This window comes from Paraburkholderia solisilvae (genome assembly GCF_902859875.1).
In the GTDB taxonomy this organism is placed as follows: Bacteria; Pseudomonadota; Gammaproteobacteria; order Burkholderiales; family Burkholderiaceae; genus Paraburkholderia; species Paraburkholderia solisilvae.
Genome location: NZ_CADIKF010000002.1, coordinates 165,204 through 182,319 on the forward strand (window position 1 = coordinate 165,204; position 17,116 = coordinate 182,319).

Consider the following 17,116-nt stretch of genomic DNA (forward strand, 5'->3'; position numbering starts at 1 on the left):
GGTCGCCAGTCAGCGCGCGTAAGCGCCGGCCTCGTTGAGCTTCTGGAACACGCGTTGCGGCACGAGCGGCGATTCCGTGAACTCGACGCCGTATTCGGAGAGCGCGTCCTCGATCGCCGCGATGATCGCCGCAGCGGCCGGAATCGTGCCGCCTTCGCCCGCGCCCTTGACCCCGAGCGGATTGAGCGGCGAGGGCGTCTCGAGGTGGACGACGTCGATGTTCGGCACGTCGGTCGCCATCGGCAGCAGGTACTCGCCGAAATTCGTCGTGGTGGGCTGCGCGTTCTCGTCGTACTGCATCCATTCGAGCGTCGCGTTGCCGATGCCGTGCGCGACCGAGCCGATCACCTGACCGTCGACGATCATCGGGTTGATCAGGTTGCCCGAATCGTGCGCCATCACGTAGTTCAGGATGGTGATGTGGCCGGTTTCGCGATCGACTTCGAGTTCGACAACCGCCGTGCCGTTGCAATACGTCGATTGCGCGGGTGAGAAGTACTTCGTTTCCTCGAGGCCGGCGGTGAGGCCCTTCGGCATCGTGAAGCCGGGCATGCCCTGCGAGATCTTCGCGAGCTGGCCGTAGCTGATGCGCTGCTCGATGCCCGAGCGGCGCGCGACGTGACCGTCGGCGAGCATCAGGTCGTCGGTTTCGCATTTCCACAGATGCGCGGCGAGCGTGAACATCTTCTCGCGCACGGCTTGCGCGGCAATGTAGACCGAGTTGCCGGCATTCACCGTCGCGCGGCTCGCGAACGTGCCGACGCCCATCGAGATGCCGCCGGTGTCGCCGGTGATCACGTCGACCGTTTCGAGCGGCAAATTCAGCTGCTCCGCGCAGATCTGCGCGAAGGTTGTCTTGTGGCCCTGACCCTGCGGCGACGCGCCGGTAATCACGACCACGCGGCCGCTGCCCTGCACGCGCACCGTCGCGCCCTCGAACGGGCCCATCCCGGTGCCTTCGACGAAGCTCGCCATGCCGATGCCGACGAAGCGTCCGGCGCGGCGCGCTTCGGCCTTGCGCTCAGCGAAGCTCGCGTAGTTCGCGCGTTCGAGCGCGGCTTTCTGGCACGCCGGATAGTCGCCGCTGTCGTAGCGCAGCGGGCTGCCGTCGCGATAGATAAACCCCGCGTCGTACGGCATCTGCTCCGGCTGGATCAGATTGCGCCAGCGCAGTTCGGCGCGATCCATGCCGAGCGTGCGCGCGGCCTTGTCGAGAATCCGCTCCATCGCGAACACCGCCTGCGGCCGTCCTGCGCCGCGCACCGGCGAGGTTGCGCACTTGTTCGTGTAGACCACGTCGAGTTTCGCGGTCATCGCCGGAATGACGTACGGGCCGGGCGTCGTCGTGATCGAGATGTACGGCGTGATGATGCCCCACGGCAGGAACGCGCCGTTGTCATGCACCATCTCGAGCTTCACGCCGCGGATCTTGCCGTCGTTGTCGAGCGCCATGCGCACGGTCCACCACTGGTCGCGCTCCTGCGTGACCGAGAGGAAGTGCTCGCGGCGGTCTTCGATCCACTTGACCGGACGTTGCAGCGCAACCGCGGCGATCGAGACGAGCGCCTCTTCCGGGTAGAACGGCAGCTTCGGACCGAAGCCGCCGCCGACGTCGTTCATCAGCACGCGCAGCCGCTCCGGATCCCATTCGAGCAGCTCGACGAGGTTCTTTTTCTCGTGGTGCGGCGCCTGACCCGACGACCAGATAGTCAGCTCGCCGTTGGTCGCGTGATATTCGGCGACGTAGCCGCGCGTTTCCATCGGATGCGCGGAGCCGCGGTTCTGCCAGTAGGTTTCCTCGACCACATGCGGCGCATTGTTGAAGGCCGCGTCGATATCGCCGAAACCCATGTCGATGTGCGCGACGACGTTATCCTTCGCGTCGCTGTGGAAGAGCGGCGTGTCGGGGCGCAGCCCGACGCGGCAATCGGCGACGGCGTCCAGCGGCTCGTACTCGATCTCGACGAGCGCGCAGGCGTCTTCCGCGATGTAGCGATTGTCCGCGACGACGAACGCCACCGCCTCGCCCGCGAACGTGACTTCGGTCGAGGCGAGCAATTCCTGGGTCTGCTCGAAGCGGATCGCCGGATTCGGCAGCATGGACGGCACGCGGCCGCGCGCGCGGCCAGTCAGGTCCGCGTGCGTATACACAGCGTGCACGCCCTTGAGCTCACGGGCGGCCGTGCAGTCGATCGAGACGATTTTCGCGTGCGCGTGCGGGCTGCGCAGCACCGCGCCGTGCAGCATGTTCGGCAGGTGCAGGTCGTCCACGTACATGCCCTGACCTTGCAGCAGCTTCTTGTCTTCGGTGCGCGCGATGCGCTTGCCGACGTAGCGCAGGTCGCCGGTTGCACCCTTCAGGTCGGTAAAGTCCATCGTGTCACTCCGTAGCGTGGGCGGCCGGCACGGCGGCGCGCTGTTCGCGGATGCGCTGCGCCGCGAGCAGGGCCGCGGCGACGATCGGCTGATAGCCGGTACAGCGGCACAGGTTGCCCGTGATCGCTTCGCGAACCTCGGCCTCGGTCGGCGTATCGGTTTCGTTGAGCAGCTCGGTGAGCGTCATCAGCATGCCGGGCGTGCAGAAGCCGCACTGCAGCGCGTGACATTCGCTGAAGGCTTTTTGCAATTCGTTGAGCGTGCCGTCGGCGTCGGCGAGTCCCTCGACGGTCGTCAGCGTGTGGCCGTCCATCTGGACGGCGAGCGTCAGGCAGGCGCGCGTGGTGCGGCCGTCGACCAGCACGGTGCAGGCGCCGCAGACACCGTGCTCGCAGCCGTAGTGCGTGCCGGTGAGATTGAGGTCGTGACGCAGGAAGTCGCCGAGCATGCGGCGCGGTTCGACCTCGTGCTCGTAAGTCGTGCCGTTCACGACGACTCTGACGGTGCGAGTCTCCATGTCTATCTCCTTTGTCACTCTACGATTGTCTTGCGACGCGCGAGAACGCCGTCTTCAGCGCCCGTTCGGTCAGTACGCCGGCCAGATGCTGGCGATAGTCGGTGCTGACGTGCGCGTCGGTCATCACGTCGAGGGCCCGCGCGGCGTCGCTTGCGACGCGCAGCGCGCCTTCGTCCATCGGCTGGCCGCGCAGCGCCGCCTCGACCTCGTGCATCCGCACCGGACCGGGCGCGACACCGCAGATCGTCAGCGACACGCGGTCGAGCCGGCCCTGCGCATCGGCGGTGCAGAGCGCCGCGACGCCGACGATCGCGTAATCGCCGTGACGCCGTGCGAATTCTTCGAACGCGTAGCCATGGCCTTCAGGCCAGATGTCGAGCGAGATGTCGACCAGCAGGTCGCCTTCCTCGAGCGCCGGCGTCATGTACATCAGCGCCCAGTCGGACATCGGCAGCTCGCGGGTCGCGACCGCGCCGTCGTCGTAGCGCGCGATCGTCAGCACGCCGTCGAGTGCGGCGGTGAAGCACGGCTGTTCCGAGGACGGATCGAGCTGGCACAGACTGCCGCCGAGCGTGCCGCGATTGCGGATCTGCTTGTGGCTCACCAGCTGATACGCCTCGCGAACCAGCGGCGCGCGCCGCGTAACGAGCGGCGAGAGTTCGATGTCGCGCTGCCGCGCCATCGCGCCGATGTGCACGCGGCCATTGCGCTCCTCGATGCCCGTCAGCGCCTCGACGCCGTTCAGGTCGATGATGTGGCTCGTCATCAGATAACGGAAGTTCATCATCGGCATCAGCGACTGGCCGCCGGCGAGCAGCCGCGCGTCCTCGAGCGTGCCGAGCAGCTGGACGGCCTCGTCGACGGTGGTCGGCGCGTGATACTGGAATTCACTGGGTTTCATGCGTGCTCCGATAGTGCCGTGGCGGCCTCGTCAGTGCGGCTGCTTGCGCCCGAAGAGCCGCGCGAAGAAATTGCGGACCGACTGCCACATCGCCTTGCGCATCAGCGCGCCGGCGTCGAGCGGCACGACCGGCGCCGGTGCGGGCGGCGGGCGACGCGCTGGGGCCGCCTGGGGCGCGGATGGGTCGGCGTCCGTGGCTGACGTAGCCGGCGTGGCGGCGTCCGGCGCGGGCGCTGCATCCGATTCGATGAGCGCGGTCAGGTTCTTCGCGAACTGGTTCAGCAACTGCTGCGAGAGCGCCTCGATCATGCCGGCGCCGCGTCCGTACTGCGCGACCGTGCCCGACAGATTCACGTCGGAGACGACGTCGACCTTGGTCTTGCCGCCGTCTTCGGTGACGGTGGCGTTGATCTGCGCATCGGCGCCGCCGCGGCCCTTCGTGTCGGTGCCGCTTGCCGACACGACGACCGTGCGGTTCGCGTCGTTCTGTTCAGCGATCTTGAATTTGCCGGCGAACTTCAGCGTGAGCGGGCCGAGCTTGACGGTGAAGCCGCCCTTGTAGCTGCCGTCGGGCTGCTGTTCCTTGAGTTCCGCGCCCGGAAAACACGGTGCGGACCGTTCGATATCGATCATGGTCTTCCAGACGTCGGCGGGTTGCGCATCGACGGTGAAAGACGAACGGATGGTGATTGCCATTCGGCCTCCTCGGGGCGATCGGCCGATGGGGCCGCGCTCCACTTATTCAGTTGTGTCAGAGCCGGGGGCGCGTCCGGCTTGCCGAACACGCCTGCCGGCCCGGGTCTTCACTGCGCCAGGCTCGACAGGAATTCGTCGAATATCGGCGCAAATACGTCGCGCATGTCGAATGCGCCGAAGTGCGCCGCGCCTGGAATGGACACGAAGCGGCCGTTCGGCAGCGCGTCGGCGATTTTTTGCGACACCGCCGGCGGAATGCTCGCGTCGGCGTCGCCGGCCACGACCAGCGCCGGTTTCAGCACGGCCGGCAGCTCGGCGAGGTTGTCGAGCTGCGAAATCGCCTGCCAGTTTGCGCTCCAGCTGTACCAGTCGTCGGCGGCGAGGCGCGCGCGGCATTTCGCGACGAGATCGGGACGCGGCGTGTCGGCCGCGAACCAGCGCGTGATCGTTTCGTCGGTGACTTCGGACATCGAGCCTTGCCGGCTCATGTCGCCGCGCGCGAGAATGCGCGGGCGCACTTCGTCAGGGAAACCGCCGGCCGTCGCGCACAGGATCATCGCGCCGACGAGTTCGGGAAACTGGATTGCGACGCGTTGGGCGACCATGCCGCCCATCGACACGCCGATCAGCGTGGCGTCGGCGAGGCCTTCCTTGCGCAGTACCGCGGCGACGTCGGTCGCGTGGTCGGCAAGCGTGACAGGGGACGTGACGGCGCTCGAGTCGCCGTGGCCGCGCATATCGAGCGCGACGACCGTGTAAGACGAGGCCCAGTCTTCGGCATATTCGTCCCACCAGCTTCGGTCGACGCCGATCGGATGAAGCAGAACCAGCGGCCGGCCTGTTCCGCGACGGGAATAGGCGATGCGGCCGGCTGGGATTTCGCAGAAAGTTGAATGAGACATGGCGTATACGTAGTGCGCGAGATGTGGCGCGCGCGATCTACAATTCATCGCGCGCCGAATGGCGGGCGGCCCGCGGGACCTGTGGCCCGCACGTCGCTGGCGGGAGGGTGAACCCCGCGTGGGGCGTCAGGCGTTTGCCTTGGCCTTCAGTTCGAGCACGACGGCCTTGGCGCGACGCAGCGCTTCCGCCGCAACGGGAATGCCCGCGTAGACGCCGGCCTGCAGCAGCACCTCGGCGATTTCCTCTTCGGTCACGCCGTTGTTCACCGCGCCGCGCGTGTGCACTTCAAACTCGTGCCAGCGGCCGAGCGAGGCGAGCATCGCGAGGTTCAGCATGCTGCGCGTCGAGCGCGTGAGGCCCGGACGGCTCCATATGTTGCCCCAGCAGAAGTCTTCGGTGAATTCGAGGAACACGGCGTCGAACAGATGCGGGTCAGCATTGCGCTGCGTGTGCGAGGTGCCAAGCACTTCCTTGCGAATCGTTGCCCCGATCGCCCTGCGTTCAGTTGACGTAATGTCTGGCATGAAAAACCTCTTGGGTGCAATGGATGGAACGGTTGTACGATTGTATAATGGGAAACAGTATGAGCACTCGGGCATGTGCTGTCAATATGATTGTATGACGGATCAAAAGGGGAGCGTTCGAATGCCACTGATCAAAACAACGACCAAGGAAGGAATGGATACCAACAGGTTAGTAGTGCGGCCGGCGGCAACGCTGAGGCGCCAGGTGGTCGAAGGGCTGCGTTCGTGCATCAGCGACCTGACGTTCAAGCCGGGCGACCGGCTCGTCGAGCGCGAGCTCTGCGAGATGCTGGGTGTGAGCCGCACGCTGATTCGCGAGGCACTGAGCCAGCTGGTAGCGGAAGGTCTCGTGCAGATCATTCCGCACAAGGGTCCGATCGTCGCCGTGATCACGAAGGAAGAGGCGAAGGGGCTGTACGAGGTGCGCGCAGTGCTCGAGGCACTGGCCGGCCGGCAGTTCACCGAGCGCGCGACGAACGACCAGCGCGTCGCGCTGATGCAGGCGCTGAAGGAACTCGCGGCGATCAAGGACATGAACGCCGAGGAAGCGATCCTCCTGTTTCTGAAGCAGAAGGCCAAGTTCTATGAGGTGATGCTCGACGGCGCCGGCAACCCGGTGCTGACCGAGATGCTGCGCCTCGTGCACACGCGCGTGATGATGCTGCGTGCCACCACGCTGTCGCAGGAAGGCCGTCTCGCGCAGAGCTACGACGAAATCTCGGCGATCGTCGATGCGGTGATGCGCAACGACGCCGATCAGGCCGCCGCGGCCTGCAAACGGCACGTCGAGCAGGCCGAGCGGCTTGCGGTCGACGTGCTGGTGGACATTCATTGAGAGCGCGCTGTTCCGCCGTCCGCCCGCACGGCGACTGAGGTTGCACGGGGCGGCTGGCGGTGAAGTCGCGCGGCGGCGTGCCGGTCTATCTGGCGCCGTCGTTTTGTACCGGGCGATGACGCCCTTTTCCTTTCTCGCTGCCGTTCCGGCGCGTTCCTATTTCCGGCTGCCCGCCGTCCGGCAGTCGCGACACGACCCTGCGAACAGCAGACATCGTCCTGCGTTTCCCTCGTTCATTCTTCCTGACTGCGCCGTCGCGGCGGGCCAAATCTGGCACGTCACATAGTGGGTGTGTTTTCAATAATACGTATTGCAATATAATTGTATTACGACATATACTTGCGGCACCGGATAAAACGGTGGTCCGACGCTGACCGCCTCGAAGCGGGTCGCGACCGCCCCGACCGAAGACCAGGAGACAGGGAACGATGGGCAAATCGCAGGACATCAGCGCGTTGGCGGCTGCCTCCGCGGCGCCGCCGGCATTCAGGCTGTCGCGCTACCAGTGGTTGACGCTCATTTCAGCGTTCCTCGGCTGGATGTTCGACTCGATGGACCTGAACCTGTTCACGCTTGTCCTCGTGCCGAGCGTCGGCCAGTTGCTGCACAGCACCGACGCGACCGAAATCAGCAAGATCGGCAGCTTTATCATCGCCGGCAAGCTGCTGACCTGGGGCGTCGGCGGCGTGCTGTTCGGCGTGGCCGCCGACCGGCTCGGCCGTTCGCGCGTCATGGCCTGGACCATCTTCATCTACGCCGTCTTCACGTTGCTCAGCGCGTTCGCGCACACCTGGACCCAACTCGCGGTAGCGCAGGCGATGGCCGGCTTCGGCATCGGCGGCGAATGGGCCGCGGGCGCGGCGCTGGTCGCCGAGTCGTGGCCGGAGCGGCACCGCGCGCGCGCCATGCAGATCATGCAGATGGCGTTCGCGTTCGGCTTTCTCGCAGCGGCGCTCGACAACCTGCTGCTTGGCGGTTTCGGCTGGCGCTGGGTGCTCGGCGTGGGCGCCGCGCCTGCCCTCGTCACGATTCTCGTGCGCCGCTTCGTGCCGGAGCCGCAGCGCTGGGTGAAAGTGCGCGACAGCGTCGACGCCGCACCGGCCATGCAGACCTTCGCCGCGATTTTCGCGCCGGCGCTGCGCCGCAAGACGATCGTCGGCGTGGTCGTCGCGTCGGCGGCCATGCTCGGCTGCTGGGGCGGTCTCACATTTCTGCCGAGCTGGATTCATCAGTTGTCGGTGGCGGCGGCCGATCATCGCGATGTGGGTTCGACCGTCAGCTACGCGTTCATTCTGATGATGATCGGCGCGACGCTCGGCTACCTGACGCTGATCTGGATGCTCGACGCGCTCGGCCGGCGAATGTCGTACTTCATCTTTTCGGTCGGTTCGCTCGCCGTGTCGCTCGTGCTGTTCATGACAGTCCACGATATCCGCGGGGTGTTGTGGCTGATGCCGGTGTACGGCTACTTCGTGATCGGCGCGTTCGGCACGTTCGCCTCTTATCTGCCCGAGCTTTTCCCGACCCGCGTGCGGGCGACGGGCCAAGGCTTCTGCTGGAACATGGCGCGCGCACTGACGAGCATCGGCCCGATCGCCGGCAATCTGGTGGTCGCGAAATTTGGTTCGTTTCCGGCGGCGTCGGCGGCGGTGTCGCTGCTTTTCATCGTCGGGATGGTGTCGATCTGGCTCGGTCCCGAGACGAAGGGCGTGCCGCTCGACGATTGAGCCTCGCGGATCGTTCTCCTGCGGGAATGCCACGCGCTCGTTTCGCATGATGGCGCCCGAAGGGAGCCTGAAAGACGCGGCGTAAGCGCGCGTCGGCGTGCAGGCTTTGTTTTGATTCGATGGAACACACTTTGAGTACAGACATGTCGAAGTCCGGCGCTTCAAACCGAAATGGCGCAGTCGAAGCTGTGCCCGAACGCGTCTTCGACGTTGGCGTCAACGAGCGGCTGCCGCTTTCGCAACTGGCCGTGCTGGGCCTGCAGAACGTCTTCGGGATGACGGGCATGTTCGTCTTCCCCGGCATTCTCGGCCGCGCCTTTCATTTGCCCGATGCACAGATCGCGTACCTGTACGGGATGACTTTCATGGCGTGCGGGATCATCACGATTCTGCAATCCGTGCTGCTGCTGCGCTTGCCGATCGCTCAGGGTCCCTACGCGGGCAGCTTCGGCGCGTTGCTGACGGTCGGTCATCTGCAATCGGGTGGCCTGGGTACCGCGTTCGGTTCGTTCTTCGTCGCCTCGCTGATCTGGTGCCTGCTGACGGTGCCGATCCGCGGGCGCAGTGTGGCCGGCCTGTTTGCGCGGCATCTGCGCGTGCCGATCATCTCCGGGATGATCGTGATGCTGATCATGGTGCAGATCGCGAGCGTGGCGCTGCCGACGTGGATCGGCAGCCGTACCAGTCCCGGTTTTCCGGGCGTGAACCTGCTCTCCGGCGCGATCGCGGTAGCCGGCATCGTGTTCGCGATGCTGTGGGGCGGCCGCCGCTTGCGCCGCGTCGCGATTCTGCTCGGCCTTGCGCTCGGCACGATCGCCTACACGCTGTTCCAGCCGATTTCATTCGCGGCCGTGGCCGCCGCACCGCTCGTGGTCGTGCCGCAAGTCTTCCCGTTCGGTTTCGGCGTGCGCCCCGATTTCGTCGTGGTGTTCCTGCTCGTGCTGATTCCGGCCGGCATGGGATCGATGGCGCTCTATCAGACCGTCGCCGAATGGGGCGGCGAAACGCTGACGTCCGGCCGCATGTCCGAAGGGCTCTTCGGCGTCGCGCTCGGCTCGGTCGCCGCGGCCGTGTGCGGCGGCTTCAGCACGATCGCGTATCCGGACAACATCGGCATCCTGCGCGCGACCCGCGTCGGTTCGCGCTTCGTGACGCTGACGGCCGGCATCTTCCTGATCGTGCTGGGCGGCTGCGTGAAGTTCGACATGCTGCTTGTCGTCGTGCCGATTCCGGTGATCTCAGCCGCCGCGACGCTGCTGTTCGGCATCGTGTTTATGCATGGCGTCCATATTCTTGCGCAGGTCGAATGGGACGACCGCCGGCTGATCGCAACCGGGCTTGCGTTCCTGGTCGGCCTCGGCGGCCTGTTTATCTCGCCCGACGTGATGCACGCGATGCCGCTCCTGTTGCAGCTCGTGCTCCAGCAGCCGGTCATCTCCGGCGGTCTCACGCTTGTCGTGCTGCATTCGCTTCTTTGTTCGACGCAGCGTCCGCCGAACACATCGTCGGCCGCTGCGGTCCGCGCGCAGAGCGCCGAGCGCTGAGCAGGGTCGCGCCACCCGTCCGGGCGGGGCAGCCTGCCCACCCGGATGGATGCATGGAACCTTCTGCATCGCCGTTTCGGCGAACCGGATAGAAATGCTGCAATAAGCGCGAAAGAATCGATTTGTTGTGTAGTAATACTAATTGATAAAGGGATGGGCCCATTGGCCGAATCGACGACGTCGATGTGCGCGAGAGCGCCGGTTCGTCGTCGGAAGAGTCAGGGGATTCAAAAACAACCATGGAGACTCAAATGAAAACGAAAAGAGGGGTGCAGGCTCTCGTACTGGGCGCGGCGCTGTTCGGTGAAGCCGCTCATGCGCAGTCGAGCGTCCAGCTCTACGGGCTGCTCGACGCGTTCGTCGGCTACAAGAAGCCGTTGAACGGCCAGTCGAGCGTGATAGCCGGCAACGGCGGCATGACCGCACCGTACTTCGGCATGCGCGGCGTCGAGGACCTCGGCGGCGGCACGAGTGTCATCTTCGATCTCGAAAGCTACTTCAACATCCAGAACGGCACCTCGGGCCGCACCGGCTTCCCGCACGACGGCCTGTTCTCGCGCAACGCGTACGTCGGGCTGAGCGGACACTACGGGACGGTGACGGCCGGCCTGATTCCGCCGCTGTTGTGGTTCTCGACGATCCAGTTCAACCCGTTCTGGAACTCGTTCGTATTCTCACCGATCGTGCTGCACAGCTACATTGGCGTGAACGGGCAGGGCGTATTCGGCAATGCGGGCGAGTGGTGGAACTCGGTGTACTACGCATCGCCCGCGTATCGCGGTCTGGTCGGCCGGGCCATGTACTCGTTCGGCAACGAGGCAGGCCATCTCGGCCAGAACAAGTGGTCAGGCCAGGTCTCGTACAACAATGGCGGTTTTGCAACGTCGGTGGTTTACCAGCAAATCAAGTTCAGCCTCAACGCGGGCGACCTCGGTACCGTGCTGCCGGGTCTGACGACGCAGTCGGTGGTCAATATCGGCATGTCGTACGACATGGGCTTCGTGAAGCTGTATGGCCAGTACCAGCACGTCTGGGATTCGATCACGACCGGCGATGTCGGCATCGACACCGGCCAGCTCGGCTTCTCGATTCCGGTGGGCGTCGGCCGGATTCTCGGCTCGGACGCGTATTCGAAAAGTTCCGGCAACAGCTCGGTTTACCGCAATACGTGGGCGCTGTCGTACGACTATCCGTTGTCGAAGCGCACCGACCTCTATGCGGCATTCCTGTCCGATCGCGCGAGCCGGATGTCGACGGGCACCACGATCGGCGGCGGGATCCGCACTACCTTTTGATCGACCGCCGGTATCTTGCATTGAGCGTCGCGCTACGCGGCGCCCGATGCGGGATACCGGCGTCACCTGACTGGAAGCATTCTCATGGACAGCGTCAATCTCGAAGTGCTAAAGGCGAGTGTTCGCTGGATTGGGCGCGGTCATCGCGTGCTGCTCGTAACCGTCGTCAAGACGTGGGGCTCGTCGCCCCGTCCCGAAGGGGCCATGCTCGCGATCTGCGACGACGGCTCGGTAGTCGGTTCGGTGTCCGGAGGATGCATCGAGGACGATCTGATCGACCGCGTGCGGCGTCTCGGCATCGAGCGGACGCGTCCGGAAGCATTGAAGTACGGCATCTCCGCCGATGAAGCCCATCGCTTCGGCTTGCCGTGCGGCGGCACGATCGAGCTCGTGCTCGAACCGCTGACGCGCGCGAGCGGCATCGACGAGTTGTGCCGTCGCGTCGAGGCGGGGCAGCTCGTCACACGCGCGCTCGATATGGCGAGCGGTGCCGCGCGGCTGTTGCCGGCGCACGCAACCGACGGCCTCGAATTCGATGGGCGTCGATTGCTGACGGTTCACGGGCCGCGCTACCGCTTGCTTGTGATCGGCGCGGGCCAGCTCTCGCGCTATCTCTGCACGATCGCGGTCGGGCTCGACTATCAGGTGACGGTTTGCGATCCGCGTGAAGGTTATACCGATGAATGGCACGTGCCGGGCACGACGCTCGTGCGCACGATGCCCGACGACACCGTGCTCGAGATGAAGCTCGACGAACGCTGTGCGGTGATCGCGCTGACTCACGACCCGAAGCTCGACGATCTGGCGCTGATGGAGGCGCTGAAGACGCCGGCGTTCTACGTCGGTGCGCTCGGCTCGCGTCGCAACAATGCCGCGCGTCGCGAGCGGCTCGAAACGTATTTCGATCTCAACGAGATGGAACTCGCGCGGCTGCATGGGCCGATCGGCGTCTACATCGGCAGCCGCACGCCGCCGGAGATCGCGGTGTCGATTCTCGCCGAGCTGACGGCGGTCAAGAACGGCGTGGCGCTGCCGGGCGAATTTCGGGTGGAAGGCGCAAAGGCCGCGCTCGATATCGCGGCGGACCGGCAGACGAGTTGCGCGGTGGCCTTGCGGCATTGAACGGGACCGGGGCCACAAAAGCAGCCGTATCGGGGAGTCGTTGACCTCTTCATCGATGACTCCCCGACACAGCAAACCGGTCTTACAGCTTGAACACGATCATCTTCTCGGCCGTCATTTCGTGCGCGGTGTAAGGAATGCCGCCGATGCCGTATCCGGATTCATGCCGCCCTGCAAACGGCATCCAGTCCGTGCGGAACGCGGTATGGTCGTTGATCATCACCGCCGATGCGTCGAGCCCTTCAGCTGCTTCGAACGCGCTAGCCAGATCCCGCGTAAAGATGCTCGACTGGAACGCGACCGGCAGCGAGTTGGCTTCCGCGATCGCCTCGCTTAGCGACGTGAACGGATAGACACACGTCAGCGGCCCGAATACCTCGAGCGTGGACACCTTGGCGTCCTTCGGCGGATTGACCAGCACCGTCGGCTTCAAGGTGGTCGCACTGAGTCGTCCGCCGCCGCGTTGCTTTGCGCCTGCCGATACCGCTTCGTCGATCCATTTCTCGACGCGGTCCGACTCCGCCGGCGTGATCAGCGGCCCGACTTCGGTTTCGGGCCGAACCGGGTCGCCCACGCGCAAGGCCGCCACGCGCGCGGCGAGGCGATCGACGAACTCGTTGTGCAGGTCCGTGTGAACGTAGATTCGCTGGAGCGACACGCAGACCTGGCCCGCATGGTAATAACCGCCCTTCACAATCGGGTCGATGATCCGGTCCAGATCCGCGCTTTTATCGACGATCGCAGGCGCGGCGCCGCCATGCTCGAGCGCGCAGCGCGCACCCGGCGCGAGCTTCGAGCGCAGATGCCAGCCGACACGCGCTGAGCCGATGAAGCTGAGAAAAGCGACGCGCGCGTCGGTTGCGAACGCCTCGGAGAGTCCGCGCTCTTCCGGCAGAAAGGTTTGCACCCAGCCTTCCGGCATGCCTGCCTGCTGCACCAGTTCGACCAGCTCGAAGCAGCTCAGCGGCGTGGCGCTCGCCGGCTTCACGATGACCGGACAGCCGGTGGCAATGGCCGGCGCGACCTGGTGCACGACGAGATTCAACGGATGATTGAAAGCCGATATCGCTGCGACGACGCCGATCGGTTCCGCGATCGTCCATGCGTGGCGGTTGTCGCTGGCCGGCGTGATGCCCATCGGGATCTCCGAGCCGGCACGTGTACGCAATAGCTCGGCCGCATTGCGTACGCCGTCGATGGCGCGATCGGTTTCGATCAGCGCGTCGGTATACGGTTTGCCGCCTTCGCGCGCGATCTGCGTGGCGAAGTGCTCACGCTTCGCTTCCATCAGCGTCGCGAGTTTGCGCAATACCTCGATGCGCTGATGGGGCTTCAGCCAGCCTTTGCGGTCTTTGAACCGCTTGAACGCCGCCGACAGCTTGCGCTCGAGTGCGGCTGCATCGTCGCCGGGAAGCTGTGCGATGGGTTCGCGATCGAATGCCTGGACAACCTCAATCATGTTGACCTCCTTGGGGTTCGGGTGCCTTTCGTGCGAAAGGCGAGAGCAACTAGCGGTTCCCAGCTTAAACGCTTCGCTTGTGCGCTGCAGACAGGCCGGCGCGGTAAAGGTGAGAGTTTTCGGGAGCACCCGGGACGGCGCTTTTTCGGCGTTCTGTCCACTGCGTGTCCGGATTCGTGCGTGTCTCGACATCATGACCCTTATGCACGCGAGATATCGTGAGTGCACACGCGAACGCGGCAGCGCGACCCTAGGCCGCGCTGCCGCGAATCGGTCATGCCGGCAGTGGCAGAACGCTTCTGTCCGGCCGTATCCGTCAGAAGTCCGTCGTCACCGACATCAGAAACGTGCGCGGCCTGCCCTGTGTCAGATACGCGCCGGTCGCGGAGGCCCAGTACGCTTTGTTGGTCACATTTTCGACGGTCGCACGGAACGTGGTCGGGTGCTTATAGATGTTCAATGTATAGCGCGCGCCGAGGTCGAAACGATCCCACGCTGGAATCGACAGCTTGTTGGCAGCGTCGAGGAACTGGTTGCCGGTATGAATCCATGCGGCATCGAGTGTGAGGCCCGGCACCCACGGCAGATCGTATTCGCCGCTCACGTTGAACAGATAGCTCGGCACACCGATCGGACGATCGCCGTCGGTCGCGCCGCCGGCGGTATCGAGTTGCTTCGCGTTGAGCAGCGTCGCGCCCGCCAGCAGACGCACGCCTTTCGCCACTTCGCCGTAGACCGACAGTTCGATGCCGCGATGCCGCTGCGTGCCGTTTGTGCCGAACAGATTCGTCGTCGGGTCGGTGAATGCGGTCGGTTGTTCGATCTGGAATAGCGACAGTGTGCCGCCGAAGTGATTCGAGTCGTATTTCGCGCCCACTTCGTACTGCTTCGTGCGGTTCGGCGCCAGCGTCTGGCCGACGTTCGCGGCGCCGATAGGCGCGGTCTGTCCGGGCGCGAGCGACTCCGCACGGTTGGCGAACAGCGAGATGCTGTTGGTCGCTTTCACGACGAGGCCGAAAATCGGCGTGTTGATCGACTGGTCGAAGCTCGACGAAATGCTGTCGGTGCCGACCGTGAAGTTGTTCTGATGCAGTTGCTGGTGACGGGCGCCAATCGTGAACAGCACGCGGTCATTCAGAATGCCGAGCGTGTCGGAAACGGCGACGCTGCGCATCAGGATCTGATCGGCGAGGCCCGGGTCCGCGAAGTTGCCCGCTACGAAGCTCGTCAACGGCGGCATGGGCACGGCGCCGCCGCCGTACAGGCTGGTCGGGAACGCGCTGCTAAAGGCGAATGCCTCGCGATCTTCGATGCTCGTGATCGCAAAGCCTGCCGCCACCCTATGCGTGACCGGACCGGTCGCAAAGTGTCCGCGCACGCCGGCGGTGGCCGACTGCGCATCGGTGGTGCGCAGAATGTCGCTGGCGGTCGCGGTCGTGCCCGTCACCGAATCGAAGGTCGGCGACGAGTAAGTGCCGTCTTCGTGGGCGTGATGTGTGCCGCCGCTCGCGTACGCGGTCCAGCCAGGCAGGAAGTCATATTCCGCGCGCAGGATGCCGACCGTGTCTTCGAGCGTGCTCTGCGTCCACGGCTGTGCGAAGTTGTGCGTCGCGGACGGCGGGTCGGGCACATCGGTGCCGGTGACCTGAACCGTTGAACGGCCCTCGTCGATATTCCGGCGTTGATACAGGAAATCGCCGTACAAACGCAGCTTGTCGCCCCGGTAGTCGAGCGACACGGCCGTCGACGTGTCGTGGCGGAATTCATCGTCGATGCTTGTTTCGCCGCCGCGTATCGCGCCGTTCACGCGGATGCCGAATTGTCCGTCGCTGCCGAAGCGCCGGCCCACGTCGACGTGGGTTCCGACCTGCCCCGAGCCGCTTGCCTCAGCCGTTACGCGCGTGAGCGGTTTGTCGTCTGCGCGCTTCAGTTCGAGATTGATGCCCCCGCCGATCGCCGAGCCGGTCGGCGACGCGCCGTCGAGGAACGCATTGGCGCCTTTGAACACGTCGACGCGTTCGAGCACTTCCGGCGCCACCAGTTGGCGCGGCGTGACGCCGTACAGGCCGTTCAGCGAGATGTCGTCGCCATTCAGCTGGAAGCCGCGGATCACGAATACTTCGGAAAAATTGCCGAAACCGTACGCGGGGCGCACGTCCGGATCATGCGCGAGAAGCTCGCCGATCGAGTGGGCCTGCGAATTCTCGATCGCCTTTGACGTGTAACTCGTCATGCTGAACGGCACGTCGCTCAGCTTCTGATTCCCTAGCAGGCCGAACTGTCCGCCGCGCGCGATTTCTCCACCCGAATAGGTCGGTGCGAAGTCACCGGGCAACGGGGTGGCGGCGCCCTCGACCTTGACCGTCGGCAGCGTCTTGTCTGTCCCGGCGGGCGGTGGTGGTGCGTCGGACTGCGCGTGCGCAATTCCGCAGAGGCTGAGTGCGAACGGCAACGAGGCACGAAGAAATGCGCGACGGACGGCGACCTGAAGCGGACGCAAGCGCGGCCTGAAAGTAGCAATGCTGGTCATGCGAAACCCTGAAGAAATCTGTTCTTTTATGACGTCAGCGGGGTGCTGCGTCGCGTGTGCCTTGGCGTACCCGGTCGATTCCCGCGGGATGACGGCAGCAGGGCCAAGCTTTCGAATTCTATTCAAATGAGAATGATTCGCAAATGCATTTTAAATATGTCGCATGGATGACGGTCGCGATGTGGTGGATTTGCAACGATTTGGGTCGGGCGCATCGAGCGGCGCTTGACAGATGGGATGCATCGCGGATTCGGCGCCGACAGAACGACCGCGGCCCGCAAAGGTGAGGATTTTCGGGAGCCGTTTTTGCGCCTGGATTCGAACGCGGACTTTTATCCGAACATCGATCTGCAACTCAACCGGCAGGCATCGGCAAGCCGCAACCAGTAATCTGCAATCGCACTTCCTTTCTACCCACGACGGAATATTCATTCGCGCCAGGAGAACGGGTTTCGCTGGTCACAGACGTGTGCGCATCCTAATCTTGCAATCCGTAAGCAATCTTCGACACGCCCGTCAAAAATATTTTCAACGGGCCGGAATAAACCCCTTCAAGCTTTCGTTCACTCCACGACGCGCGCGCGTTCGCACGCGTGTGCCGTTTTTTTAGCGGTCGCCAATGCAGCGGCCGTATTCGATCAGGTCCCCACTTCCGTGCCTTATCTAGCCGCGCGCTTTACCGCGCGT

Annotated in this window: 13 protein-coding genes; 5 read left to right on the top strand and 8 right to left on the bottom strand. The window is 64.6% G+C overall.

The annotated features are described in order from the left end of the window. Window positions 1-9 precede the first annotated feature (9 nt). The 6 genes from HV675_RS02210 to HV675_RS02235 form a co-directional block, all read right to left on the bottom strand. Window positions 10-2,376 (bottom strand): xanthine dehydrogenase family protein molybdopterin-binding subunit, encoded by a 2,367-nt coding sequence (locus tag HV675_RS02210; RefSeq protein WP_175109116.1) that lies wholly within the window; start codon window positions 2,374-2,376, stop codon window positions 10-12. 4 nt (window positions 2,377-2,380) lie between these two features. Then, on the bottom strand, window positions 2,381-2,893 hold the full coding sequence (locus HV675_RS02215) for a (2Fe-2S)-binding protein (protein WP_175109117.1): 513 nt from the start codon (window positions 2,891-2,893) through the stop codon (window positions 2,381-2,383). Between the two features lie 19 nt (window positions 2,894-2,912). Next, window positions 2,913-3,794: an FAD binding domain-containing protein gene (locus HV675_RS02220; protein WP_175109118.1), complete on the bottom strand. Its 882-nt coding sequence runs from the start codon at window positions 3,792-3,794 to the stop codon at window positions 2,913-2,915. A gap of 30 nt (window positions 3,795-3,824) precedes the next feature. Further along, on the bottom strand, window positions 3,825-4,490 hold the full coding sequence (locus tag HV675_RS02225) for an SRPBCC family protein (RefSeq protein ID WP_175109119.1): 666 nt from the start codon (window positions 4,488-4,490) through the stop codon (window positions 3,825-3,827). Window positions 4,491-4,597: 107 nt separating this feature from the next. Then, a complete protein-coding gene (locus HV675_RS02230; protein ID WP_175109120.1) occupies window positions 4,598-5,392 on the bottom strand; it encodes an alpha/beta fold hydrolase in 795 nt (264 codons plus the stop codon). Between the two features lie 126 nt (window positions 5,393-5,518). Further along, window positions 5,519-5,917: a carboxymuconolactone decarboxylase family protein gene (locus tag HV675_RS02235; protein WP_175109121.1), complete on the bottom strand. Its 399-nt coding sequence runs from the start codon at window positions 5,915-5,917 to the stop codon at window positions 5,519-5,521. A gap of 121 nt (window positions 5,918-6,038) precedes the next feature. On the opposite strand from HV675_RS02235, the gene HV675_RS02240 reads away from it, so the two are divergent. From HV675_RS02240 to HV675_RS02260, 5 genes are all read left to right on the top strand, one after another. Then, window positions 6,039-6,752, top strand: a complete 714-nt coding sequence (locus HV675_RS02240) for a GntR family transcriptional regulator (protein WP_246270057.1) — start codon at window positions 6,039-6,041, stop codon at window positions 6,750-6,752. Between the two features lie 428 nt (window positions 6,753-7,180). After that, complete coding sequence (locus HV675_RS02245) at window positions 7,181-8,479, top strand: MFS transporter (RefSeq protein ID WP_175109122.1); 1,299 nt, start codon at window positions 7,181-7,183, stop codon at window positions 8,477-8,479. A 131-nt stretch (window positions 8,480-8,610) separates the two neighbouring features. Further along, window positions 8,611-10,023, top strand: coding sequence for a uracil-xanthine permease family protein (locus HV675_RS02250; RefSeq protein WP_246270058.1), 1,413 nt, complete (start codon window positions 8,611-8,613; stop codon window positions 10,021-10,023). A 251-nt stretch (window positions 10,024-10,274) separates the two neighbouring features. Then, window positions 10,275-11,318, top strand: coding sequence for a porin (locus tag HV675_RS02255; protein ID WP_175109123.1), 1,044 nt, complete (start codon window positions 10,275-10,277; stop codon window positions 11,316-11,318). Window positions 11,319-11,402: 84 nt separating this feature from the next. Beyond that, entirely contained in the window at window positions 11,403-12,440 is a 1,038-nt protein-coding gene (locus HV675_RS02260; protein WP_175109124.1) for an XdhC family protein, read from the top strand. An 82-nt stretch (window positions 12,441-12,522) separates the two neighbouring features. On the opposite strand, the gene HV675_RS02265 is transcribed toward HV675_RS02260, so the two are convergent. Both HV675_RS02265 and HV675_RS02270 read right to left on the bottom strand, forming a co-directional pair. Then, complete coding sequence (locus tag HV675_RS02265) at window positions 12,523-13,899, bottom strand: aldehyde dehydrogenase family protein (protein ID WP_175109125.1); 1,377 nt, start codon at window positions 13,897-13,899, stop codon at window positions 12,523-12,525. Window positions 13,900-14,215: 316 nt separating this feature from the next. Then, window positions 14,216-16,429, bottom strand: coding sequence for a TonB-dependent receptor (locus HV675_RS02270; RefSeq protein WP_175109126.1), 2,214 nt, complete (start codon window positions 16,427-16,429; stop codon window positions 14,216-14,218). Window positions 16,430-17,116 lie beyond the last annotated feature (687 nt).